Raw genomic sequence first — 22,370 nt, forward strand, 5'->3', positions numbered from 1 at the left:
TGATGCCTGGCGACAACATCACGGTCGACGTCGAGCTGATCGTGCCGATCGCCATGGAAGAGAAGCTGCGCTTCGCCATCCGTGAAGGCGGCCGCACCGTCGGTGCCGGCATCGTCGTCACCATCAAGGAATAATCGAAGCCGGCATCCGCCGGATCGACAAGGAAAGGGCGGCCCTCGGGCTGCCCTTTTTTCTTTTCCAATCGGAAAAGCGTCCATTGTTCGTTCTATTGCTTCAAGCCTGTTGCAAGCCTCGGCGCTGCAACTAGTATAGGTTGCATCAAGGGGCTTGCAGGACGTGGTTTCAGGGCGCCGTTTCAACAGTCGGACATGGTGGTCACTGGGGCTGGTCTGCCTGGCGCTGCTTGCCATGGGCAATGCCAGCCTCGCCGCGGCGACGGCCGATTCCGGCCCGACGATGCGTTTTGTTGTGGTGCGCAGCAACGCCGCGGGGTGTGAGCCCAACTGCCCGGAGTGGATTTCGGCGGAAGGCACGATCGAGGCCGGCACGCCGGCGCTGCTCAAGCGCATGCTCAAGCGGCTTGGCGGGCGAAAGCTGCCGATCGTGGTGGATTCGCCAGGCGGCAATGTCGACGCGGCGCTGACGCTCGGCCGGCTGATCCGCAAGAGCGGGCTGGACATCGCCGTCGGCAAGACCTGGTTCGACGGCTGCATGCCGGACGACAAGGATTGCACGGCCAACAAGGGCAGGGACGCCGACTATTTCGGCGAACCCTATGCCAGCGGCGCCATCTGCAATTCGGCCTGTCCGCTGATGTTTGCCGGCGGCGTACGCCGCGTGGTCGGCGAATGGGCGTATCTCGGCGTCCATCAGATCACCACGACCTACATCAAGACGAAACTGCTCTACCGGACGACATACAAGGTGGTGAACGGCAAGAAGAAGGTCATCAACACGAAGGTCGTCAGCCGCAAGAATGCCGGCAGCTACAAGACCTACGAGATGAGCAAGGCGGTGGAGAAAAGGCTGGCCGCCTATTTCCGGGAAATGGGCGTCGGCGAGGGCGTGCTCGCAACGATGAAGAACACGCCGGCCAGTGATATCCATCAGCTGGTCCTGGAAAACATGCTGCGGATGAATCTCGTCACCAGCATGGATTCGGTCGATCTGTTCACCGCTGCCACGATCTGCAAGGCATGGCCGGCGCCGGCGAATTGCCGGGAGATACCGGCGAACAAGGATGCGACGCCGGCCGCTACCTTGGCTGCCAGGGCCGAGCCCGCACCTGCGGCAACAGCCAGGCCGGAGATCGTCAAGCGCGACGAGGACATGCGCTTCGTCGTCGTTCGCGGCAGCAATCCGCTCTGCAATCCCGATTGCCCGGAATGGATCTCGGCCGAAGGCACGATCACCGCCTACACGCCGGAGCGGCTGCGTGACATGCTGGATAGCATTGGCGGGCGCAGGCTGCCCCTGGTGGTCAGCTCGCCGGGCGGCGACGTGCTTGGGGCGCTCGCGGCTGGCCGGCTGATCCGCGAGCACAAGCTCGACGTCGCCATTGCCCGGACCGATTTCGTCGGCTGCGATTTGGCGGCGCTGGATTGCGCGGCCGACAGCGAGGCTCGCGCCGGATTGACCGTCGATGCTGACGGCGTGTGCGATTCAGCCTGCGCGATCCTGCTTGCCGGCGGTGTCCGCCGGCTTGTCGGTCCGCGGGCACGGCTCAGCGTGCATTCGCTGGGGATGGAGAAAGAGGTCAAGACCTACCTCGAAGACATGGCGATCGGAAGCGGCCTGTTCGCTGCGATGCAGTCCGTGCTCTATTCGAGCCATCGCCAGCTTGAGCCGGACATGATGCTGAAGGTCGGGCTGACGACTGGACCGCAATCGGTCGACGCGCTGACCGGCGCCACCATTTGCGGCGTCATACCGAAACCTGACAACTGCCGCGTGGCACCGTCGCCAAACGCCCAGGCAGAGGCGCCCGCCAAATTATAGGCGCGAACTGGCCATCGAGGCAGGTTGAGCCGTCTTCGATCTTTCCGCTATCGTCCGCGGCAAGCGACAGGCGAGGATCAATGATGAATGAGGATATTCCGACGCTGTTCGAATGGGCCGGCGGCGCCGAGGCGCTCAGCCGCCTGACGCAGACCTTCTACGACAAGGTGGCGCGCGATCCGATCGTCGGTCCGGTGTTCAGGCACATGTCGCCGGACCATCCCGCCCATGTCGCGGCCTTTATCGGCGAGGTGTTCGGCGGACCGAAGACCTATAGCGAAAAGCATGGCGGCCACCGCGAGATGGTGGTGCATCATCTCGGCAAGCACCTCAGCGAGGAACAGCGGCGGCGCTGGATCAACCTTCTCGCCGACGCCGCCGACGAGGTCGGCCTGCCCGACGACCCCGAATTCCGCTCCGCCTTCATGGGCTATGTCGAATGGGGATCGCGGCTGGCGAAGATGAATTCCAATCTCGGCGAGACGTGCGATCCGGAAACAGAGCCGATGCCCGCCTGGGGCTGGGGCGTGCCCGGCGGGCCTTACAAGCCGCCGGCGGGGAAATCGTAGCAGTGGAGCCTCGGGGCACGCTCGTTCGATGGCGGCAATGGCAGGGCCCTGGCATCGAACACCTTGTCCTGAGGCAGGATTCCGGCGGCATATCGGCCGAGTCCGTGGCGATCTCGGCCGACCAGGCGCCTTTCGCCGTTCACTACCGTATTGCTTGCGGACCTGACTGGCGTACCAGGGAGGTCGAGGTCGGCATCGTCGGCGGAGCGCGCTTCCTGGCCGAGACTGATGGAATGGGCAACTGGTCGAAGGACGGCGTTCCGCTCCCGGAACTGAAGGGGGCGCTCGACCCCGATCTCACTGTCACGCCCTTCACCAACACGCTGCCGATCCGCCGGTTGCGGCTCAAGCCCGGCGAAAGCGCCGAGATTGCCGCAGCCTTCATCGAACTTCCGGAACTGACCATCGTCAAAAGCCCGCAGCGCTACACGCGCCTCGACGAAGGCAGGCGCTATCTCTACGAGTCGCTGAAGAGTGGCTTCCGGCGGGAAATCGAGGTCGATCAGGAGGGGCTGGTGACCACCTACCCGGATTTCTGGCAAAGGATATGATCCGGCCGTTGCGACGCGCTCTGCAAGATGCGGAATATCTGCAAATCTCTGTAAAAATGGCGCCACGATGGGCGTGCACATTGGAGCATCCGAAACGGGCTTGCCACGTAATGCTCATAGCTCATCTGCCATCGGGTTACATTCTGGGGAGCTTCGCGCGCAGACAATGGCGCGAAATGTCCGGCGTCGTGACGGCTGCGATGATCGGCAGCGTGATCCCCGACGTTGACATGCTGTACTTCCACTTCATCGACGGTGGACACATCCACCACCACGCCTACATCACGCACTGGCCATTGTTTTGGGCCGCAACCGGAATATTGAGCCTATCCGCCGCCAGACTGCTCGGCTGGCCCCGTCCGGCGCTGATCGGCATCTTCTTCGCGGGTGCCATGCTGCATATGGTCCTGGACACGGTGGCGTCGCCCATATCGTGGCTGATGCCATTTGATCGGCACGCCTTCGAATTCGTGGCGGTTCCCGCCACCTATGGCAATTGGGTCTTGAGTTTCGTCCTGCACTGGACTTTCGGGCTCGAACTTCTCATCTGCGCCTGGGCGTTGTGGCTTGTCACTGCGCGATCGGCGGCGCGGATCGCCGCGCCTCAAAAGGGCACTTGAGTTCTCATCCGCTTTATGAAATAGCAGCGCGCGTGTACGGGCATAGCTCAGTTGGTAGAGCGGCGGTCTCCAAAACCGCAGGTCGTAGGTTCGAGCCCTGCTGCCCGTGCCATTTTCCCGAAATGGCCGATTTCAATATCGTCGATGGCCCACCAGGTCCTTGAAAACCCATGGGTGGCTTGCCATATGGCGATAATTCGGGCATAAGGCGCGCATAGCCGGGACGGAACGACTGGATGGTTCCGAGGCGGCGTTTGGCCATAAAGCGGACACTTGCCACTTGCGTGGATCAAGAATCGGTTTTATGTAGACAGAACAGACACGCGACGCGTGGAGCTGGGAAGCCGGCTTTACGCGTCCGATTTGCATGGGCGAAATGGATGCGCTGATTCGGCGCCGACATGAAGCCCAGGCGGCACGTCCCGGCCTGCGGGATCATCCAGGAGACCCGGCCAACGGGTCTTGAAGACAGAGCGGCATATGGCTTCGAAAACCACAAATCCTTTCACCTTTCTCCAGCAGGTTCGCTCGGAGACCGCCAAGGTGACCTGGCCGTCGCGTCGCGAAACGATGATCTCGACGGTGATGGTCCTGGTTTTCGCGGTCATCGCGATGATCTTTTTCTTCACCGCCGACATAGCCATGGGCTATGCGATCGAGTTCATTCTGGGCCTCGGACGTTAAGTTCGGCGATTACGGAGACGTCGTGAAATGACTGCGCGCTGGTACATTGTCCACGCCTATTCGAACTTCGAGAAGAAGGTCGCCGAGGACATCGAGAACAAGGCCAAGCAGAAGGGCCTGTCCGGCGAGATCGAGCAGATCGTGGTGCCGACCGAGAAGGTCGTGGAGATACGCCGTGGCCGCAAGGTAGACGCTGAGCGCAAGTTCTTCCCGGGCTATGTGCTGTTGAAGGCCAACCTGACCGACGCTGTGTTCTCGCTGGTCAAGAACACGCCGAAGGTGACCGGTTTCCTGGGCGACTCCAAGCCCGTGCCGATCACCGAGACCGAGGCGCAGCGCATCCTGAACCAGGTGCAGGAAGGCGTCGAGCGTCCGAAGCCCTCGGTCACCTTCGAGATCGGCGAGGCGATCCGCGTCTCGGACGGTCCGTTCGCGTCGTTCAACGGTTTCGTCCAGGAAGTGGACGAGGAGCGGGCGCGGCTCAAGGTGGAAGTTTCGATCTTCGGGCGCGCGGTGCCCGTCGATCTGGAATTCGGACAGGTCGAAAAGGGCTGATCCGAATACCCACGCCGAAAGGCGTCGGGTTGCCCTGCGCCGGTTCGGTGGTGGGGAGGCGGCGCGAAGGTCGCGCGGCCATGAACGGGTGGGAGGCGAACGCGGCTTAGCCGGCCGCGGGAACCGCACCACCAGACTGCAACCGCCGGTGTTTCCCAGAAAGTGGGGCCGGCATGAGAAAAGGCAGGAATAGAGATGGCTAAGAAAGTTGCAGGCCAGCTCAAGCTCCAGGTTGCCGCGGGTTCGGCCACGCCGTCGCCCCCGATCGGCCCGGCGCTTGGTCAGCGCGGCATCAACATCATGGAGTTCTGCAAGGCGTTCAACGCGCAGACCCAGGAACTGGAGAAGGGTTCGCCGATCCCGGTCGTCATCACCTACTACCAGGACAAGTCGTTCACCTTCGTCATGAAGACGCCGCCGGTGAGCTACTTCCTGAAGAAGGCCGCGAACCTGAAGTCGGGCTCGAAGGAGCCGGGCAAGGTCAAGGCCGGCACGATCAGCCGCGACAAGGTGCGCGCGATCGCCGAGCAGAAGATGAAGGACCTGAACGCAAACGACGTCGAAGCGGCCATGCGCATGGTCGAGGGCTCCGCCCGCTCGATGGGCCTGGAAGTGGTGGGCTGAGATCATGGCAAAGATTGCAAAGCGTATCGCCAAGACCCGCGAAGGCATCGATCCGAACAAGTCCTACGCGCTCACTGAAGCGCTGAAACTGCTCAAGGAGCGGTCTTCGGTCAAGTTCGACGAGACCATCGAAGTCGCGATGAATCTCGGCGTCGACCCGCGCCATGCCGACCAGATGGTCCGCGGCGTGGTCAACCTGCCGAACGGCACCGGCCGCTCGGTGCGCGTTGCCGTGTTCGCGCGCGGTGACAAGGCCGAGGAAGCCAAGGCCGCCGGTGCTGACATCGTCGGCGCCGAGGATCTGGTCGACATCGTCCAGAAGGGCACGATCGATTTCGATCGCTGCATCGCGACGCCGGACATGATGCCGCTCGTCGGCCGTCTGGGTAAGGTGCTCGGCCCGCGCGGCATGATGCCGAACCCGAAGGTAGGCACGGTGACCCCCGATGTCGCCGCGGCCGTCAAGGCCTCGAAGGGTGGCGCCGTCGAGTTCCGCGTCGAGAAGGCCGGCATCGTCCAGGCCGGCGTCGGCAAGGTCTCGTTCGACGTCAAGGCGCTGGAAGAGAATGTGCGTGCCTTCGCCGATGCGGTGAACAAGGCCAAGCCGTCCGGCGCCAAGGGCAACTACGTCAAAAAGGTGTCGGTCACCTCGACGATGGGCCCTGGCCTCAAGCTCGACATCGCGACGCTCGCCGCGTCCTGATACGAACCCTTCCGATCGGCCGCTAACCGGCTGATCCGCAAAGAATTCCGGGCCTCCGACTGGTTGGCGGCCCGGTACCGGAAGCCGAAAGGCTTCCGGACATCCTGTCCGAGATTGCAGGCGGCCCAACAGCCTTAATTCATGTGGGCCTGCATGAGACGGGTGAAGACCCGACAAAGGAGCCAAGGCTCCGATGAAAGGTTCGAACCGTGTTTGCCTTTTGTCTGCGCACCGTCGGCTTGCCGTCGGTGTGGCGAAAGGGGGCAGGATCCTCGAGCGTCGTTCGGGAGATCCGTTACTGGATGGCCCGGCCGGCAAAAAGGCAACCCGACGCCTGTCCTCTAAATGGGAATGTTCCCATCGATGGGGCAGGGGTCAACTGGAGATAGGCAGTGGACAGAGCGGAAAAACGCGAACTCGTCACGGGCCTGAATGATGCGTTTTCGAGCGCTGGTTCAGTCGTCGTGGCCCACTACGCCGGTATCACCGTCGCGCAAATGAACGACCTTCGGTCGAAAATGCGCGCCGCCGGTGGCACCGTCAAAGTCGCGAAGAACCGTCTCGCCAAAATCGCTCTTCAGGGCACGGACTCCGCATCGATCATCGACCTGTTCAAGGGACAGACGCTGATCGCCTATTCGGAGGATCCGATTGCGGCGCCGAAGGTCGCGTCCGATTTCGCCAAGGGAAATGACAAGCTCGTCATTCTCGGCGGCGCAATGGGCACCACCTCGCTCAACGCCGACGGTGTGAAGGCACTCGCTACACTTCCGTCGCTCGACGAGCTGCGCGCCAAGCTGGTTGGCATGATCGCCACGCCGGCAACCCGGATCGCCCAGATCGTCAATGCACCCGCGGCTTCGGTCGCGCGCGTCATCGGCGCTTACGCCCGGAAGGACGAGGCGGCATGAGGCCGTTCCTCGCTATCACAAACACACGTTCGAACCTTACGAAGGAATATGCAAATGGCTGATCTCGCAAAGATCGTAGACGACCTTTCGAAGCTGACCGTCCTCGAGGCGGCCGAGCTGTCGAAGCTCCTGGAAGAGAAGTGGGGCGTTTCGGCTGCCGCTCCGGTGGCGGTTGCCGCTGCTGGCGGCGCTGGTGCCGCTGCCGCTGCTCCGGCCGAAGAGAAGACGGAATTCGACGTCGTTCTCGCCGACGCCGGCGCCCAGAAGATCAACGTCATCAAGGAAGTCCGCGCCATCACCGGCCTTGGCCTCAAGGAAGCCAAGGACCTGGTCGAAGCGGCTCCGAAGCCGGTCAAGGAAGGCGTTTCCAAGGCCGACGCCGACAAGTTCAAGGCCCAGCTGGAAGCAGCCGGCGCCAAGGTTGAGCTGAAGTAAGCTTTGGCTGCGGCGGGCGGCCTCGCGCCGCCCGCCACTCCCTTGACGTCAAGGGAGCCACAGAGCGCGAGAAGCACGAGAACCTCTTTCCTGATGGCCGCGAACCGGCCTTCAGGAAACGGGTTTTCTCCCGTTTTAACCGGCTGCCGCCAGGCGGCGGGAAAAACAGATCAGGGGCTGCCGCCGAGGCGGCCCGGAATGCAAGGCGAGCCGCGGCGAGGTTCGTCCCGAGAATCGAGCTAAGGAGCGACGATGGCCCAGACCCAGACTTTCAATGGCCGCAGACGCGTACGCAAGTTCTTCGGAAAGATCCCGGAAGTTGCGGAGATGCCGAACCTGATCGAGGTTCAGAAGGCATCCTATGACCAGTTCCTGATGGTGGACGAGCCGAAGGGCGGCCGTCCCGACGAAGGACTGCAGGCCGTTTTCAAGTCGGTCTTCCCGATCTCCGATTTTTCCGGCTCCTCGATGCTGGAGTTCGTGAAGTACGAGTTCGAAGGACCGAAATTCGACGTTGACGAATGCCGTCAGCGCGACCTGACCTATGCCGCGCCGCTGAAGGTGACGCTGCGCCTCATCGTGTTCGATATCGATGAGGATACCGGCGCGAAGTCGATCAAGGACATCAAGGAACAGGACGTCTACATGGGCGACATGCCGCTCATGACGTCGAACGGCACCTTCATCGTCAACGGCACCGAGCGCGTCATCGTCTCGCAAATGCACCGCTCGCCGGGCGTTTTCTTCGACCACGACAAGGGCAAGTCGCACTCGTCGGGCAAGCTCTTGTTCGCCGCGCGCGTCATCCCCTATCGCGGCTCGTGGCTCGACATCGAGTTCGACAGCAAGGACGTCGTGCACGCCCGCATCGACCGCCGCCGCAAGATTCCGGTGACGTCGCTCTTGATGGCGCTCGGCATGGACGGCGAGGAGATCCTGTCGACCTTCTACAACAAGATCACCTACAAGCGCGCCGGCGACCACTGGCGCATTCCCTTCAACGTCGAGCGCTTCCGCGGCCTCAAGGCCGTCGGCGACTTGGTCGATGCCGATACCGGCGAGATCGTCGTCGAGGCCGGAAAGAAGATCACCGCGCGCCAGGCCCGCCAGCTCGGCGAAAAGGGTCTGAAGGCGATCAAGGCGACCGACGAGGACCTGCTCGGCAACTACCTCGCCGAGGATATCGTCAACTACGCCACCGGCGAGATCTTCCTCGAGGCCGGCGACGAGATCGACGACAAGACGCTGAAGGTGCTGCTCGGCACCGGCGAGGGCGAGATCCAGATCCTCGACATCGACCACGTCAATGTCGGCGCCTATATCCGCAACACGCTCGCCGTCGACAAGAACGAGAGCCGCCAGGACGCGCTGTTCGACATCTACCGTGTCATGCGCCCGGGCGAGCCGCCGACGCTCGAAACTGCCGAAGCCATGTTCAACTCGCTGTTCTTCGACAGCGAGCGCTATGACCTGTCGGCCGTCGGCCGCGTCAAGATGAACATGCGCCTCGAGCTCAAGGCAGAGGACACCGTGCGCGTGCTGCGCAAGGAAGACATCCTGGCCGTGGTCAAGACGCTGGTGGAACTGCGCGACGGCAAGGGCGAGATCGACGACATCGACAATCTCGGCAACCGCCGCGTGCGCTCGGTCGGCGAGCTGATGGAAAACCAGTACCGCGTCGGCCTGCTGCGCATGGAGCGCGCGATCAAGGAACGCATGTCCTCGATCGAGATCGACACGGTGATGCCGCAGGACCTGATCAACGCCAAGCCGGCGGCGGCCGCCGTGCGCGAGTTCTTCGGTTCCTCGCAGCTGTCGCAGTTCATGGACCAGACCAACCCGCTGTCGGAGATCACCCACAAGCGCCGCCTCTCGGCGCTTGGGCCGGGCGGTCTGACCCGCGAGCGCGCCGGCTTCGAGGTGCGCGACGTGCACCCGACGCACTACGGCCGCATCTGCCCGATCGAGACGCCGGAAGGCCCGAATATCGGTCTGATCAACTCGCTGGCGACCTTCGCGCGCGTCAACAAGTACGGCTTCATCGAGAGCCCGTACCGCAAGATCGTCAACGGCAAGCTGACCAACGAGGTCGTCTACCTGTCGGCCATGGAAGAAGCCAAGCACCATGTCGCGCAGGCCAATGCCGAGCTCGACAAGAATGGCGGCTTCGTCGATGAGTTCGTCATCTGCCGCAACGCCGGCGAAGTGATGATGGCGCCGCGCGAGAACGTCGACCTGATGGACGTGTCGCCGAAGCAGATGGTTTCGGTGGCGGCAGCGCTCATCCCGTTCCTCGAGAACGACGACGCCAACCGCGCGCTGATGGGCTCGAACATGCAGCGTCAGGCCGTGCCGCTGGTGCGCGCCGAGGCGCCGTTCGTCGGCACCGGCATGGAGCCGATCGTCGCCCGTGACTCCGGCGCCGCCATCGGCGCCCGCCGCGGCGGCATCGTCGACCAGGTCGACGCGACGCGTATCGTCATCCGCGCCACGGAAGATCTCGATCCCGGCAAGTCGGGCGTCGACATCTACCGGCTGATGAAGTTCCAGCGTTCGAACCAGAACACCTGCATCAACCAGCGTCCGCTGGTGCGCATGGGCGACCGCGTCAACAAGGGCGACATCATCGCCGACGGTCCGTCGACGGAGCTCGGCGATCTGGCGCTCGGCCGCAACGTGCTGGTCGCGTTCATGCCGTGGAACGGCTACAACTACGAGGACTCGATCCTCTTGTCGGAGCGCATCGTCGCCGACGACGTCTTCACCTCGATCCATATCGAGGAGTTCGAGGTCATGGCGCGCGATACCAAGCTCGGGCCGGAGGAAATCACGCGCGACATTCCGAACGTCTCGGAAGAAGCGCTGAAGAACCTCGACGAAGCCGGCATCGTCTACATCGGCGCCGAAGTGCAGCCGGGCGACATCCTGGTCGGCAAGATCACGCCGAAGGGTGAAAGCCCGATGACGCCGGAAGAGAAGCTTCTGCGCGCCATCTTCGGCGAAAAGGCCTCCGACGTGCGCGATACCTCCATGCGCATGCCTCCGGGCACCTTCGGCACGGTCGTCGAAGTGCGCGTCTTCAACCGCCACGGCGTGGAGAAGGACGAGCGCGCCATGGCGATCGAGCGCGAGGAGATCGAACGCCTGGCCAAGGACCGCGACGACGAGCAGGCGATCCTCGACCGCAACGTCTATTCGCGCCTGTCCGACATGCTGGTCGGCAAGGATGCGATTGCCGGACCGAAGGGCTTCAAGAAGGGCTCGAAGCTGGCGAAGGATACGCTGGACGACTATCCGCGCTCGCAGTGGTGGCAGTTCGCGGTGGAGAACGAAAAGCTCCAAAGCGAACTGGAAGCCCTGCGCGGCCAGTACGACGATTCCAAGAAGGCGCTGGAACAGCGCTTCATGGACAAGGTCGAGAAGGTGCAGCGCGGCGACGAAATGCCTCCGGGCGTCATGAAGATGGTCAAGGTCTTCGTGGCCGTGAAGCGCAAGATGCAGCCGGGCGACAAGATGGCCGGCCGGCACGGCAACAAGGGTGTCGTGTCGCGCATCGTTCCGGTCGAGGACATGCCTTTCCTCGAGGACGGCACGCATGCCGATATCGTGCTCAACCCGCTGGGTGTGCCGAGCCGCATGAACGTCGGCCAGATCCTGGAAACGCATCTGGGCTGGGCCTGCGCCGGCATGGGCAGGAAGATCGGCGAACTGATCGAGGCGTACAAGGCGGGCGGCGACATCAAGCCGCTGCGCAAGACGATCGAGAGCTTCATGCCGGCCAATGACCGCAACGAGCCGGTCCGCGAGTACGACGACGAAAGCATCATTCGCCTCGGCGAGCAGATGCGCCGCGGCGTCTCCATCGCGACCCCGGTGTTCGACGGCGCGCATGAGGGCGACATCAACATCATGCTGGAGCAGGCGGGCCTGCACACCAGCGGTCAGTCGCAGCTCTATGACGGACGCACCGGCGAGCCGTTCGATCGCAAGGTGACGATGGGCTATATCTATATGCTCAAGCTTCACCACCTGGTGGACGACAAGATCCACGCGCGTTCGATCGGCCCGTACTCGCTGGTCACCCAGCAGCCGCTGGGCGGCAAGGCGCAGTTCGGCGGCCAGCGCTTCGGCGAAATGGAGGTCTGGGCGCTCGAAGCGTACGGCGCCGCCTACACGCTGCAGGAGATGCTGACGGTGAAGTCGGACGACGTCGCCGGACGCACCAAGGTCTACGAAGCTATCGTCCGTGGCGACGACACGTTCGAGGCTGGCATTCCCGAGAGCTTCAACGTTCTCGTCAAGGAAATGCGGTCCCTCGGCCTCAATGTCGAGCTGGAGAACACCAAGCTCGACGACGCTCCGGTGCGGCTGCCCGATGCTGCCGAATAGGGGCGCAGCCGAATAAGGCAACGGCGCGCCGCGCTAGATCGCGGCGCGCCAATCAAATTCCTCGGCCGGTGGGCCGACCACTCAGCGGGCATTCGGCCCGCGTCAGATGCAAGGGGTTTTCGAGGACCCCGAAAAGGAGAACGGCATGAACCAAGAGGTCATGAATCTCTTCAATCCCCAGGCGCCGGCGCAGGTGTTCGATTCCATCCGGATTTCGCTCGCCAGCCCTGAGAAGATTCTGTCCTGGTCGTTCGGCGAGATCAAGAAGCCGGAGACCATCAACTACCGCACCTTCAAGCCGGAGCGTGACGGCCTGTTCTGCGCGCGCATTTTCGGACCGATCAAGGACTACGAGTGCCTGTGCGGCAAGTACAAGCGTATGAAGTACAAGGGCGTCATCTGCGAGAAGTGCGGCGTCGAAGTCACGCTGTCGCGGGTGCGGCGCGAGCGCATGGGCCATATCGAGCTCGCCGCGCCGGTCGCCCATATCTGGTTCCTGAAGTCGCTGCCGTCGCGCATCGGCACGCTGCTCGACATGACGCTGAAGGACATCGAGCGCGTCCTCTACTTCGAGAACTACATCGTCACCGAGCCCGGCCTCACCGCGCTGAAGGAGCACCAGCTGCTCAGCGAGGAAGAGTACATGCTGGCCGTCGATGAGTATGGCGAGGATTCGTTCACCGCCATGATCGGCGCCGAGGCCATTCACGACCTCCTGGCCGGCATGGACCTGGAGAAGATCGCCGGCGACCTGCGTTCGGAACTGGCTTCGACCACCTCCGAGCTGAAGCAGAAGAAGTATCTGAAGCGGCTCAAGGTCGTCGAGAACTTCATGGAGTCCGGCAACCGTCCGGAATGGATGATCATGAAGGTGGTGCCGGTGATCCCGCCGGACCTGCGCCCGCTCGTCCCGCTCGACGGCGGCCGTTTCGCCACGTCCGACCTCAACGACCTCTATCGCCGCGTCATCAACCGCAACAACCGCCTGAAGCGGCTGATCGAGCTGCGCGCGCCCGGCATCATCGTGCGCAATGAAAAGCGCATGCTGCAGGAAGCGGTCGACGCCCTGTTCGACAACGGCCGTCGCGGCCGCGTCATCACCGGCGCCAACAAGCGTCCGCTGAAGTCGCTGTCCGACATGCTGAAGGGCAAGCAGGGCCGGTTCCGCCAGAACCTGCTCGGCAAGCGCGTCGACTATTCCGGCCGCTCGGTCATCGTGACCGGTCCGGAGCTCAAGCTGCACCAGTGCGGCCTGCCGAAGAAGATGGCGCTCGAGCTGTTCAAGCCCTTCATCTACGCCCGCCTCGACGCCAAGGGTTTCTCCTCGACCGTCAAGCAGGCCAAGAAGCTGGTCGAGAAGGAGCGTCCGGAGGTCTGGGATATCCTGGACGAGGTCATCCGCGAGCACCCGGTGCTGTTGAACCGCGCGCCGACGCTGCACCGCCTCGGCATCCAGGCGTTCGAGCCGATCCTGATCGAAGGCAAGGCGATCCAGCTGCATCCGCTGGTCTGCACGGCCTTCAACGCCGACTTCGACGGCGACCAGATGGCCGTCCACGTGCCGCTGTCGCTGGAAGCGCAGCTCGAAGCCCGCGTGCTGATGATGTCGACCAACAACATCCTGCACCCGGCTTCCGGCGCGCCGATCATCGTGCCGTCGCAGGACATGGTTCTCGGTCTCTACTATCTCTCGATCGTCAACCAGAACGAGCCGGGCGAGGGCATGGTGTTCGCCGACATGGGCGAGCTGCAGCATGCGCTCGAGACCAAGGCGGTGACGCTGCACGCCAAGATCAAGGGCCGCTTCCGCTCGGTCGACGCCGAAGGCAATGTCGTGTCGAAGATCTACGACACCACCCCTGGCCGCATGATCATCGGCGAGCTGCTGCCGAAGAACGTCAACGTGCCTTACGAGACCGCCAACCAGGAGATGACCAAGAAGAACATCTCCAAGATGATCGACACCGTCTACCGCCATTGCGGTCAGAAGGAGACGGTTATCTTCTGCGACCGCATCATGGCGCTCGGCTTCGCGCATGCCTGCCGTGCCGGCATTTCGTTCGGCAAGGACGACATGCTGATCCCGGACACCAAGATCAAGCTGGTGTCCGAGACCGAGGCTTTGGCCAAGGAATACGAGCAGCAGTACAATGACGGCCTGATCACCCAGGGCGAGAAGTACAACAAGGTCGTCGACGCCTGGGCCAAGTGCTCGGAAAAGGTCGCCGACGAGATGATGGCCCGCATCAAGGCCGTCGAGTTCGAGGACAACGGCCGTCAGAAGCCGATGAACTCGATCTACATGATGTCGCATTCGGGTGCGCGTGGTTCGCCCACCCAGATGCGTCAGCTCGCCGGCATGCGCGGCCTGATGGCCAAGCCGTCGGGTGAAATCATCGAGACGCCGATCATCTCGAACTTCAAGGAAGGCCTCACCGTGCTCGAGTACTTCAACTCGACCCACGGCGCCCGCAAGGGTCTGGCCGACACCGCTCTGAAGACGGCGAACTCGGGTTACCTCACCCGTCGTCTTGTCGACGTGGCGCAGGACTGCATCGTCAACTCGCTCGACTGCGGCACCGACAAGGGCCTCACCATGCAGCCGATCGTCGATGCCGGCCAGATCGTCGCCTCGATCGGCCAGCGTGTTCTCGGCCGCACGTCGCTCGACGACATCAACCATCCGGTGTCGGGCGAGGTTCTGGTCAAGGCCGGAACGCTGATGGACGAACGCGACGTCGAACAGATCGAAAAGGCCGGCGTCCAGTCGGTGCGCATCCGCTCGGCGCTGACCTGCGAGGTCAGGACCGGCGTCTGCGCGGTCTGCTACGGTCGCGACCTCGCCCGCGGCACGCCTGTCAACCAGGGCGAAGCCGTCGGCGTCATCGCGGCGCAGTCGATCGGCGAGCCGGGCACCCAGCTCACCATGCGTACCTTCCACATGGGCGGTACGGCGCAGGTGGTGGACTCCTCGTTCCTCGAAGCCTCGTATGAGGGCAAGGTCGAGATCCGCAACCGCAACGTGGTGCGCAACTCGGACGGCCAGCAGATGGTCATGGGCCGCAACATGGCGGTGCTGATCCTCGACGAGACCGGCAAGGAACGCGCCACGCACCGCGTCACGTATGGTTCGCGCATTTTCGTGGACGATGGCGACAAGGTGAAGCGCGGCCAGCGCATCGCCGAGTGGGATCCCTACACCCGCCCGATCCTCACCGAAATCGAGGGCAAGGTGCAGTTCGAGGATCTGGTCGACGGCATTTCCGTGCAGGAAACGGCCGACGAATCGACCGGCATCACCAAGCGCGAGGTCATCGACTGGCGCTCGACGCCGCGCGGCAACGACCTGAAGCCGGCGATCGTCGTGCATGACGCCAAGGGCAAGGTCGGCAAGCTGTCGAAGGGCGGCGATGCCCGCTTCCTGCTCTCGGTCGAGGCCATCCTCTCGGTCGAGCCGGGCGCGCATGTCCGTCCCGGCGACGTGCTGGCGCGTATCCCGATGGAAAGCGCCAAGACCAAGGACATCACCGGCGGTCTGCCGCGTGTTGCCGAGCTGTTCGAGGCACGTCGTCCGAAGGATCACGCCATCATCGCCGAGATCGACGGCACGGTCCGCTTCGGCCGCGACTACAAGAACAAGCGCCGCATCATCATCGAGCCGCATGACTCGACGCTCGAGCCGGTCGAATACCTGATCCCGAAGGGCAAGCCGTTCCATCTGCAGGACGGCGACGTCATCGAGAAGGGCGACTACATCCTCGACGGCAATCCGGCGCCGCACGACATCCTGGCGATCAAGGGCGTGGAGGCGCTTGCGTCCTACCTCGTCAACGAGATCCAGGAGGTCTACCGCCTGCAGGGCGTGTCGATCAACGACAAGCACATCGAGGTGATCGTTCGCCAGATGCTGCAGAAGGTCGAGATCACCACGCAGGGCGACTCGACCTACATTCCGGGCGACCACGTCGACGTGATCGAGCTGGAAGAGGTCAACGAGCGGCTGATCGAGGACGGCAAGAAGCCGGCCGAAGGCCAGCCGGTGCTGCTCGGCATCACCAAGGCCTCGCTGCAGACGCCGTCCTTCATCTCGGCCGCCTCCTTCCAGGAGACGACGAGGGTGCTGACCGAAGCGGCGGTTGCCGGCAAGACCGACATGCTGCAGGGCCTGAAGGAAAACGTCATCGTCGGCCGGCTGATCCCGGCCGGCACGGGCGGCACGATGAGCCAGATCCGGCGCATCGCCACCTCGCGCGACGAGCTGATCATCGACGAGCGTCGCAAGGCGTCTGGCGTCGAGGTCGCCGAGCCGATGCTGACCGACATGGTCACCGCCGCGCAGTAAGCGCGGGACGACAAGAGAAGAAGGAAAGGGGCCCGCGTGGCCCCTTTCGCGTTTTCAGAGCCACGAGGAACCATCATGAGCAAGAAGACCTGGACGGCCGTCGACGACTACATCGTTTCCTCGCTGTTCGCGGCGGATCCCGTGCTTGACGCAGTGCTCGCGGCCAATCGCGATCAGGGCCTGCCGGCGATCGACGTCTCGGCCGCGCAAGGCAAGCTGCTGTCGCTGCTGGTGCGCATCCGCGGCGCGAGAAGGGTGCTGGAAATCGGAACCCTTGGCGGCTACTCGACCATCTGGATGGCGCGGGGACTGCCCGCCGATGGAAAGGTCGTGACGCTGGAGCTCGATGCGCACCATGCCAGGGTCGCACGCTCGAATTTCGAGCGGGCAGGGGTGTCAGACCGGATCGATCTGCGCATCGGTCCGGCGCTTCAATCGCTCGCCGTGCTGAGTGGCGAAAACGCGGGTCTGTTCGATCTGGTCTTCATCGACGCCGACAAGCCGAACAATCCGAATTATCTCGACTGGGCCATGAAGCTGTCACGGCCTGGAACGGTCATCGTCTGCGACAACGTCATTCGTGACGGAGCGGTAGTGGACGAAGATGGCGGCGACGCCAATGTCGAAGGCGCACGCGCGGCGTTCTCGTTCATCGGCGGCGACAAGCGGCTCGACGGCACGGCCATCCAGACCGTCGGCGCCAAGGGCTATGACGGCTTTGCGATAGCGATCGTCGAGTGACATTACACCGTGAATGATGATGATCAGACCAACTTGGTCGTGCTCACTTTGTCATCGGCTGTTCATTTGACGACCGGCTTCCCCCAATCCGTCGCTGCTTCGCAGCGCCACCTTTCCCCCTCCGGAGGGAAAGGAAGGCGCGTTGGACGAGCGTCGGCGGCAATAGGCTCGCGCCCTTCCTCTCCCCCGTCGATCGGGGGAGAGGTGGCTCGGCGTAGCCGAGACGGAGGAGCGTGCATTCCAGCCAGGTCCGCGAGCCAATCGCATGCACAAATCAGTCCAAGAACGCCTCGACGACGTTGCGCTTCCCGAGCATGAAAGCGTCGGCGACATGTTGCAGCGGCGCCAGGTCGACGTCGGAGACGCCGGCGCGCACGATCTCGGCGAAGCGCCTGTAGAGCATCGGATATTCTGCTTCCGGCTCGTCATGGACGACTTTGCCATCGATGGCGAGCTTCGCGCCCCCGCCCGAAAGCACCATCTTGCCCTTGTCCGTCTCGGCCACGATGTCCCAGCTTTGCGGGCCGGTCTGCAGCCAGTCGAGCTCCATCGTCACCGGCACTCCGTTCGAGGTGCGGAAGGCGACATGCGCGGCAACGGGGGAGGCGCGATTCTCCGGAAAATCGAGAGCCGCCGAGGTGATGAACATCGCCGGCAGGATGTGTGTGGCGATTGACAGCGCATTGATACCCGGATCGAAGACGCCGAAGCCTCCCGGCGCCCAGATCCATTCCTGGTTCGGGTGCCAGCGGCGCACATCTTCCTTCCAGATGATGGCGGCGGAACTGATCCTGGCCGAGGCCAGGAATGCGCGCCCGGCCTCGACCGCCGGCGCATAGCGTGAGTGCCAGCTGGCGAAGAGAGAAACGCCATGCTTGCCGGCAATTCGCTTCAGGTCCTCGACCTCGCTGACGGTGGCGCCCGGCGGCTTTTCCAGGAAGACATGCTTGCCGGCTTCGAGCGCTGCGCGCGCGGCGTCATAGCGGAACTGCGGCGGCATGCAGAGCGAAACGGCCTCGAGGTCCGGCACGGCGTCGAGCATTGCCTCGATTGTCGGAAAGTTCGGGATGCCGTCGACCTTGCCGTGCCGGCTGGCGGCGGCGACGAACTGGTAGTCGCTGTCCTTCGCCAGAGCCGGAAGATGCTGGTCGCGGACGATCTTCCCGACGCCGACGATGCCGAGCTTGATGGGACCTTTGTTCGAGGGCATGGGAACTCCGAGGATTTGGAAAGGTGGGTGTTTCTACGCAGGGAAGCGATGCGGGGCAAGCCGACGCCTGCGAGTCGTGGGCCCCTCCAAGCTCAACGCTGATTCAGATCGGCTCGTCGAACGTGATGATCGACACTTCGCCTTCGAGCGCGCCCTGGTAGGCCGACAGATGCGGCTCGTCGTCGGGCGCGCCGTCCATGTCGCCGATCTGATCGAGCTCGGCCTCGGCATAGCCTTCCGCGGCGAGCGAATCGAGCGCCTTGCGCACCGCCGAATCGTCGTCGGGCGCCACAAGCATCACATGGACGCCTTCCGGCTTGCCGCCTTTCTTCTTCCAGACACGGCCGGTGATGATGGTGACCGGGCGTTCCTCATTGTCGTTCACGGGCTGATTCCTCTCGGCAAAGGGCGGGCGAGGGCGTTTCTGCTGCTCATGCCGCCTTTTGGCATGAAGCATGGGCTGGCGACAGCCAAAAGCCGGTCACTTTCTTCTTCGCGCTTGCAAAAAGACGCAAGAAAATTACATGCGTTTTTCGCATGGCTGCCAAGCCCCGGTTCGCGCGCAATATTTGCCAGCGCGGGGTTGACGGTTCGAAGGGTTGCGAGTAGAAGCCGCCCAGTCAGAACCGATGTGAGGCTTTCCTTTTCGAGGCGACACGCCTTGGAGTTTGCCTCAAACAGGGTTCGTTTTACGAGCGAAAAGACATTTCCGGCGCGCATGAAGCGGTTTCCGCTTCCTCTGCAATTTGTTCGGGCAGGACCGCGAGGCGCGGTGTGTTGCCCGAATTTGCGTATGGAAACGACGCTTTGAGCGGCCCTGACCGGGCAAGACACGGAATTGAGAGACAAGAGGGTTTAATGCCTACCGTCAACCAGCTGATCCGCAAGCCGCGCCTGGCGCCGGTGAAGCGCAACAAGGTCCCGGCCATGCAGCAGAACCCGCAGAAGCGGGGCGTCTGCACGCGCGTCTACACCACGACGCCGAAGAAGCCGAACTCGGCGCTGCGCAAGGTGGCCAAGATCCGCCTGACCAATGGTTTCGAGGTGATCGGCTACATCCCGGGCGAAGGCCACAACCTGCAGGAACACTCCGTGGTCATGATCCGCGGCGGCCGCGTCAAGGACCTTCCGGGCGTGCGCTACCACATCATCCGCGGCGTGCTCGATACCCAGGGCGTCAAGAACCGCAAGCAGCGCCGTTCGAAATACGGTGCCAAGCGTCCGAAGTAAGGTTTTCCGGCTTCGGCGCTTTTTTTGACTGCGCCGGGCTATGAGAGATTGAGAGACAAAAGCCATGTCCCGTCGTCACAGTGCAGAAAAGCGTGAGATCAATCCGGACCCGAAGTTCGGCGACCTGATCGTCACCAAGTTCATGAACGCCGTCATGTATGACGGCAAGAAGTCGGTTGCCGAGACCATCGTCTACGGCGCGCTGGACCAGGTCCAGGCCAAGACCAAGCAGGAGCCGGTCACCGTCTTCCACCAGGCGCTCGACAATGTCGCGCCGCATGTGGAAGTGCGTTCGCGCCGCGTCGGCGGCGCCACCTACCAGGTTCCGGTCGACGTGCGCCCCGAGCGCCGCCAGGCGCTGGCTATCCGCTGGCTGATCACCGCGGCGCGCAACCGCAACGAGACCACCATGATCGACCGCCTCTCGGGCGAGCTGATGGACGCGGCCAACAACCGCGGCACGGCCGTCAAGAAGCGTGAAGACACCCACAAGATGGCGGAAGCCAACCGCGCCTTCGCGCACTACCGCTGGTAAAGCGCGAACGAGACTGAGAGGCACCTTCCATGGCCCGCGAATACAAAATCGAAGACTACCGCAATTTCGGTATCATGGCGCATATCGACGCCGGCAAGACGACGACGACCGAGCGCGTCCTGTACTACACGGGCAAGTCGCACAAGATCGGCGAAGTCCATGACGGCGCTGCCACCATGGACTGGATGGAGCAGGAGCAGGAACGTGGCATCACCATCACGTCGGCCGCGACCACGACCTTCTGGAAGGGTCGTGACGGCAAGATGCACCGCTTCAACATCATCGACACTCCCGGACACGTCGACTTCACCATCGAAGTCGAGCGTTCGCTGCGCGTGCTCGACGGCGCCATCGCGCTGCTCGACGCCAATGCCGGTGTCGAGCCGCAGACGGAGACCGTCTGGCGCCAGGCCGACAAGTACCACGTGCCGCGCATGATCTTCTGCAACAAGATGGACAAGATCGGCGCCGACTTCTACCGCTCGGAAGAAATGATCGGCTCGCGCCTCGGCGCGCAGGCTGTCGTCATGCAGCTGCCGATCGGCGCCGAGACCGAGTTCAAGGGCGTCGTCGACCTCGTCGAGATGAACGCGCTGGTCTGGCGCGACGAGACGCTGGGCGCCGCCTGGGACGTCGTCGAGATCCCGGCCGACCTCAAGGAGAAGGCCGAGCAGTATCGCGAGAAGATGATCGAGGCCGCCGTCGAAATGGACGAGACCGCGCTCGAGAATTATCTCGAAGGCAAGATGCCGTCGAATGACGAGATCCGCGCGCTGATCCGCAAGGGTACCATCGCGGTCAAGTTCTTCCCGATGTTCTGCGGCTCGGCCTTCAAGAACAAGGGCGTGCAGCCGCTGCTCGACGCCGTCGTCGAATACCTGCCGTCGCCGGCCGACGTTCCCGCCATCAAGGGCGTCGATGCCAAGACCGACGCCGAGATCGAGCGTCACGCGGACGACAGCGAGCCGCTGTCGATGCTGGCCTTCAAGATCATGAACGACCCGTTCGTCGGCTCGCTCACCTTCGCCCGCATCTATTCGGGCAAGCTGGCCAAGGGCGTCTCGCTCGACAACACCGTCAAGGGCAAGAAGGAGCGCATCGGCCGCATGCTGCAGATGCATGCGAATTCGCGCGCCGACATCGAAGAGGCCTTCGCCGGCGACATCGTCGCTCTGGCTGGCCTCAAGGACACCACCACCGGCGACACGCTCTGCGATCCGCTGCACCCGGTCATCCTCGAGCGCATGGAATTCCCTGATCCGGTCATCCAGATCGCCATCGAGCCGAAGACCAAGAACGACCAGGAGAAGATGGGCCTCGCGCTGCATCGCCTGGCTGCCGAGGATCCGTCCTTCCGCGTCAAGACCGACGAGGAAAGCGGCCAGACCATCATCGCCGGCATGGGCGAATTGCACCTCGACATCATCGTCGACCGCATGCGTCGCGAGTTCAAGGTCGAGGCCAATATCGGCGCGCCGCAGGTGGCCTATCGCGAGACGATCACCCGCACGCACGAGCAGGACTACACGCACAAGAAGCAGACCGGCGGTACCGGTCAGTTCGCCCGCGTCAAGATCCTGTTCGAGCCGGATGCCGAAGGCGGCGAGTTCAAGTTCGAGTCGAAGATCGTCGGCGGCGCGGTGCCGAAGGAATACGTCCCCGGCGTCGAGAAGGGCATCAACAGCGTGTTGTCGTCCGGTCCGTTCGCCGGCTTCCCGATGATCGGCGTCAAGGCGACGCTCATCGACGGCGCCTTCCACGACGTCGACTCCTCGGTGCTGGCCTTCGAAATCGCTGGCCGCGCCTGTTTCCGTGAAGCGGCGCCGAAGCTCGGCGTGCAGCTGCTCGAGCCGATCATGAAGGTCGAGGTGGTGACGCCGGAAGACTACGTCGGCAACGTCATTGGCGATCTCAACGGCCGCCGTGGCCAGATCCAGGGTCAGGAGACCCGCGGTGTCGCCGTCGTCGTCAACGCGATGGTGCCGCTGGCCAACATGTTCAAGTACGTCGACAATCTGCGTTCGATGTCGCAGGGCCGCGCCCAGTACACGATGCAGTTCGACCACTACGAGCCGGTGCCGACCGCGGTCGCCCAGGAAGTTCAAAAGAAATACGCGTAACTCGAGCGGGTTGCACGACACATTAATTCAAGCCCCGCACGGGCAAGCAGGAACGGAGACATCACATGGCAAAAGGTAAATTCGAGCGCACCAAGCCGCATGTGAACATTGGCACGATCGGCCACGTCGATCATGGCAAGACGTCGCTGACGGCGGCGATCACGAAGTATTTTGGCGAATACAAGCGCTATG

Annotated in this window: 20 protein-coding genes, 1 tRNA gene and 1 pseudogene; 19 read left to right on the forward strand and 3 right to left on the reverse strand. The window is 63.2% G+C overall.

The annotated features are described in order from the left end of the window. From tuf to EN786_RS35120, 15 genes and pseudogenes are all read left to right on the forward strand, one after another. Positions 1 to 134, forward strand: a pseudogene (gene tuf, locus EN786_RS35050) (elongation factor Tu); the annotation flags it as partial. A gap of 163 nt (positions 135 to 297) precedes the next feature. After that, the gene (locus EN786_RS35055) at positions 298 to 1,959 is read left to right on the forward strand and encodes a hypothetical protein (RefSeq protein ID WP_127311684.1); all 1,662 of its coding nucleotides are present in this window, start codon (positions 298 to 300) and stop codon (positions 1,957 to 1,959) included. A gap of 83 nt (positions 1,960 to 2,042) precedes the next feature. Beyond that, complete coding sequence (locus EN786_RS35060) at positions 2,043 to 2,528, forward strand: group II truncated hemoglobin (RefSeq protein ID WP_127311687.1); 486 nt, start codon at positions 2,043 to 2,045, stop codon at positions 2,526 to 2,528. 2 nt (positions 2,529 to 2,530) lie between these two features. Continuing rightward, entirely contained in the window at positions 2,531 to 3,079 is a 549-nt protein-coding gene (locus tag EN786_RS35065; RefSeq protein WP_127311685.1) for a putative glycolipid-binding domain-containing protein, read from the forward strand. 110 nt (positions 3,080 to 3,189) lie between these two features. Further along, the gene (locus tag EN786_RS35070) at positions 3,190 to 3,699 is read left to right on the forward strand and encodes a metal-dependent hydrolase (protein ID WP_127311686.1); all 510 of its coding nucleotides are present in this window, start codon (positions 3,190 to 3,192) and stop codon (positions 3,697 to 3,699) included. 36 nt (positions 3,700 to 3,735) lie between these two features. Next, positions 3,736 to 3,811, forward strand: a tRNA-Trp gene (locus tag EN786_RS35075). A gap of 368 nt (positions 3,812 to 4,179) precedes the next feature. After that, positions 4,180 to 4,383, forward strand: coding sequence for a preprotein translocase subunit SecE (secE, locus tag EN786_RS35080; protein ID WP_127286436.1), 204 nt, complete (start codon positions 4,180 to 4,182; stop codon positions 4,381 to 4,383). Positions 4,384 to 4,410: 27 nt separating this feature from the next. Beyond that, positions 4,411 to 4,938, forward strand: coding sequence for a transcription termination/antitermination protein NusG (nusG, locus tag EN786_RS35085; RefSeq protein ID WP_059189556.1), 528 nt, complete (start codon positions 4,411 to 4,413; stop codon positions 4,936 to 4,938). A gap of 195 nt (positions 4,939 to 5,133) precedes the next feature. Beyond that, complete coding sequence (gene rplK / locus EN786_RS35090) at positions 5,134 to 5,562, forward strand: 50S ribosomal protein L11 (protein ID WP_095765524.1); 429 nt, start codon at positions 5,134 to 5,136, stop codon at positions 5,560 to 5,562. 4 nt (positions 5,563 to 5,566) lie between these two features. Beyond that, positions 5,567 to 6,265: a 50S ribosomal protein L1 gene (gene rplA / locus EN786_RS35095; protein ID WP_127286435.1), complete on the forward strand. Its 699-nt coding sequence runs from the start codon at positions 5,567 to 5,569 to the stop codon at positions 6,263 to 6,265. Between the two features lie 392 nt (positions 6,266 to 6,657). Next, positions 6,658 to 7,176 carry a 50S ribosomal protein L10 gene (gene rplJ, locus EN786_RS35100; RefSeq protein WP_127286434.1) on the forward strand — a complete coding sequence of 173 codons (519 nt, stop codon included), beginning with the start codon at positions 6,658 to 6,660 and terminating at the stop codon, positions 7,174 to 7,176. 54 nt (positions 7,177 to 7,230) lie between these two features. Then, positions 7,231 to 7,611, forward strand: coding sequence for a 50S ribosomal protein L7/L12 (gene rplL, locus EN786_RS35105; protein ID WP_059189560.1), 381 nt, complete (start codon positions 7,231 to 7,233; stop codon positions 7,609 to 7,611). A 252-nt stretch (positions 7,612 to 7,863) separates the two neighbouring features. Continuing rightward, a complete protein-coding gene (gene rpoB / locus EN786_RS35110; RefSeq protein WP_135858412.1) occupies positions 7,864 to 12,000 on the forward strand; it encodes a DNA-directed RNA polymerase subunit beta in 4,137 nt (1,378 codons plus the stop codon). 145 nt (positions 12,001 to 12,145) lie between these two features. After that, positions 12,146 to 16,342 carry a DNA-directed RNA polymerase subunit beta' gene (gene rpoC, locus EN786_RS35115; RefSeq protein ID WP_127310835.1) on the forward strand — a complete coding sequence of 1,399 codons (4,197 nt, stop codon included), beginning with the start codon at positions 12,146 to 12,148 and terminating at the stop codon, positions 16,340 to 16,342. Positions 16,343 to 16,417: 75 nt separating this feature from the next. After that, entirely contained in the window at positions 16,418 to 17,083 is a 666-nt protein-coding gene (locus EN786_RS35120) for an O-methyltransferase (RefSeq protein ID WP_127310836.1), read from the forward strand. 274 nt (positions 17,084 to 17,357) lie between these two features. Here the strand turns inward: EN786_RS35120 and EN786_RS35125 are convergent, their stop codons facing one another. The 3 genes from EN786_RS35125 to EN786_RS35135 form a co-directional block, all read right to left on the reverse strand. Continuing rightward, the gene (locus tag EN786_RS35125; protein WP_127310837.1) at positions 17,358 to 18,293 is read right to left on the reverse strand and encodes a Gfo/Idh/MocA family oxidoreductase; all 936 of its coding nucleotides are present in this window, start codon (positions 18,291 to 18,293) and stop codon (positions 17,358 to 17,360) included. Positions 18,294 to 18,396: 103 nt separating this feature from the next. Next, positions 18,397 to 18,678 carry a transcriptional regulator gene (locus EN786_RS35130; protein WP_126054430.1) on the reverse strand — a complete coding sequence of 94 codons (282 nt, stop codon included), beginning with the start codon at positions 18,676 to 18,678 and terminating at the stop codon, positions 18,397 to 18,399. Then, positions 18,675 to 19,013, reverse strand: coding sequence for a hypothetical protein (locus tag EN786_RS35135; protein ID WP_127284731.1), 339 nt, complete (start codon positions 19,011 to 19,013; stop codon positions 18,675 to 18,677). The genes EN786_RS35130 and EN786_RS35135 overlap by 4 nt, the downstream gene beginning before the upstream one ends. A gap of 138 nt (positions 19,014 to 19,151) precedes the next feature. On the opposite strand from EN786_RS35135, the gene rpsL reads away from it, so the two are divergent. The 4 genes from rpsL to EN786_RS35155 form a co-directional block, all read left to right on the forward strand. Continuing rightward, positions 19,152 to 19,523 (forward strand): 30S ribosomal protein S12, encoded by a 372-nt coding sequence (rpsL, locus tag EN786_RS35140; protein WP_006202128.1) that lies wholly within the window; start codon positions 19,152 to 19,154, stop codon positions 19,521 to 19,523. A gap of 64 nt (positions 19,524 to 19,587) precedes the next feature. After that, positions 19,588 to 20,058: a 30S ribosomal protein S7 gene (gene rpsG / locus EN786_RS35145; RefSeq protein ID WP_126054431.1), complete on the forward strand. Its 471-nt coding sequence runs from the start codon at positions 19,588 to 19,590 to the stop codon at positions 20,056 to 20,058. A gap of 29 nt (positions 20,059 to 20,087) precedes the next feature. Next, positions 20,088 to 22,178: an elongation factor G gene (fusA, locus tag EN786_RS35150; protein ID WP_135909892.1), complete on the forward strand. Its 2,091-nt coding sequence runs from the start codon at positions 20,088 to 20,090 to the stop codon at positions 22,176 to 22,178. A 65-nt stretch (positions 22,179 to 22,243) separates the two neighbouring features. Beyond that, on the forward strand, positions 22,244 to 22,370 hold a 127-nt coding region (locus tag EN786_RS35155; RefSeq protein WP_244571411.1), incomplete at its 3' end, for a GTP-binding protein.

The organism is Mesorhizobium sp. M4B.F.Ca.ET.143.01.1.1 (genome assembly GCF_004792275.1).
GTDB classification, from domain to species: Bacteria; Pseudomonadota; Alphaproteobacteria; order Rhizobiales; family Rhizobiaceae; genus Mesorhizobium; species Mesorhizobium abyssinicae.

What these genes read in the sequence shown, in the direction of transcription:
- EN786_RS35060 (WP_127311687.1), top strand. Translation starts at nt 2,043, where the DNA reads ATGAATGAGGATATTCCGACGCTGTTCGAATGGGCCGGCGGCGCCGAG.
- EN786_RS35070 (WP_127311686.1), top strand. Translation starts at nt 3,190, where the DNA reads ATGCTCATAGCTCATCTGCCATCGGGTTACATTCTGGGGAGCTTCGCG.
- secE (WP_127286436.1), top strand. Translation starts at nt 4,180, where the DNA reads ATGGCTTCGAAAACCACAAATCCTTTCACCTTTCTCCAGCAGGTTCGC.
- nusG (WP_059189556.1), top strand. Translation starts at nt 4,411, where the DNA reads ATGACTGCGCGCTGGTACATTGTCCACGCCTATTCGAACTTCGAGAAG.
- rplK (WP_095765524.1), top strand. Translation starts at nt 5,134, where the DNA reads ATGGCTAAGAAAGTTGCAGGCCAGCTCAAGCTCCAGGTTGCCGCGGGT.
- rplA (WP_127286435.1), top strand. Translation starts at nt 5,567, where the DNA reads ATGGCAAAGATTGCAAAGCGTATCGCCAAGACCCGCGAAGGCATCGAT.
- rplL (WP_059189560.1), top strand. Translation starts at nt 7,231, where the DNA reads ATGGCTGATCTCGCAAAGATCGTAGACGACCTTTCGAAGCTGACCGTC.
- rpoB (WP_135858412.1), top strand. Translation starts at nt 7,864, where the DNA reads ATGGCCCAGACCCAGACTTTCAATGGCCGCAGACGCGTACGCAAGTTC.
- rpoC (WP_127310835.1), top strand. Translation starts at nt 12,146, where the DNA reads ATGAACCAAGAGGTCATGAATCTCTTCAATCCCCAGGCGCCGGCGCAG.
- EN786_RS35120 (WP_127310836.1), top strand. Translation starts at nt 16,418, where the DNA reads ATGAGCAAGAAGACCTGGACGGCCGTCGACGACTACATCGTTTCCTCG.
- EN786_RS35125 (WP_127310837.1), bottom strand. Translation starts at nt 18,293, where the DNA reads ATGCCCTCGAACAAAGGTCCCATCAAGCTCGGCATCGTCGGCGTCGGG.
- EN786_RS35135 (WP_127284731.1), bottom strand. Translation starts at nt 19,013, where the DNA reads ATGCGCGCCGGAAATGTCTTTTCGCTCGTAAAACGAACCCTGTTTGAG.
- rpsL (WP_006202128.1), top strand. Translation starts at nt 19,152, where the DNA reads ATGCCTACCGTCAACCAGCTGATCCGCAAGCCGCGCCTGGCGCCGGTG.
- rpsG (WP_126054431.1), top strand. Translation starts at nt 19,588, where the DNA reads ATGTCCCGTCGTCACAGTGCAGAAAAGCGTGAGATCAATCCGGACCCG.
- fusA (WP_135909892.1), top strand. Translation starts at nt 20,088, where the DNA reads ATGGCCCGCGAATACAAAATCGAAGACTACCGCAATTTCGGTATCATG.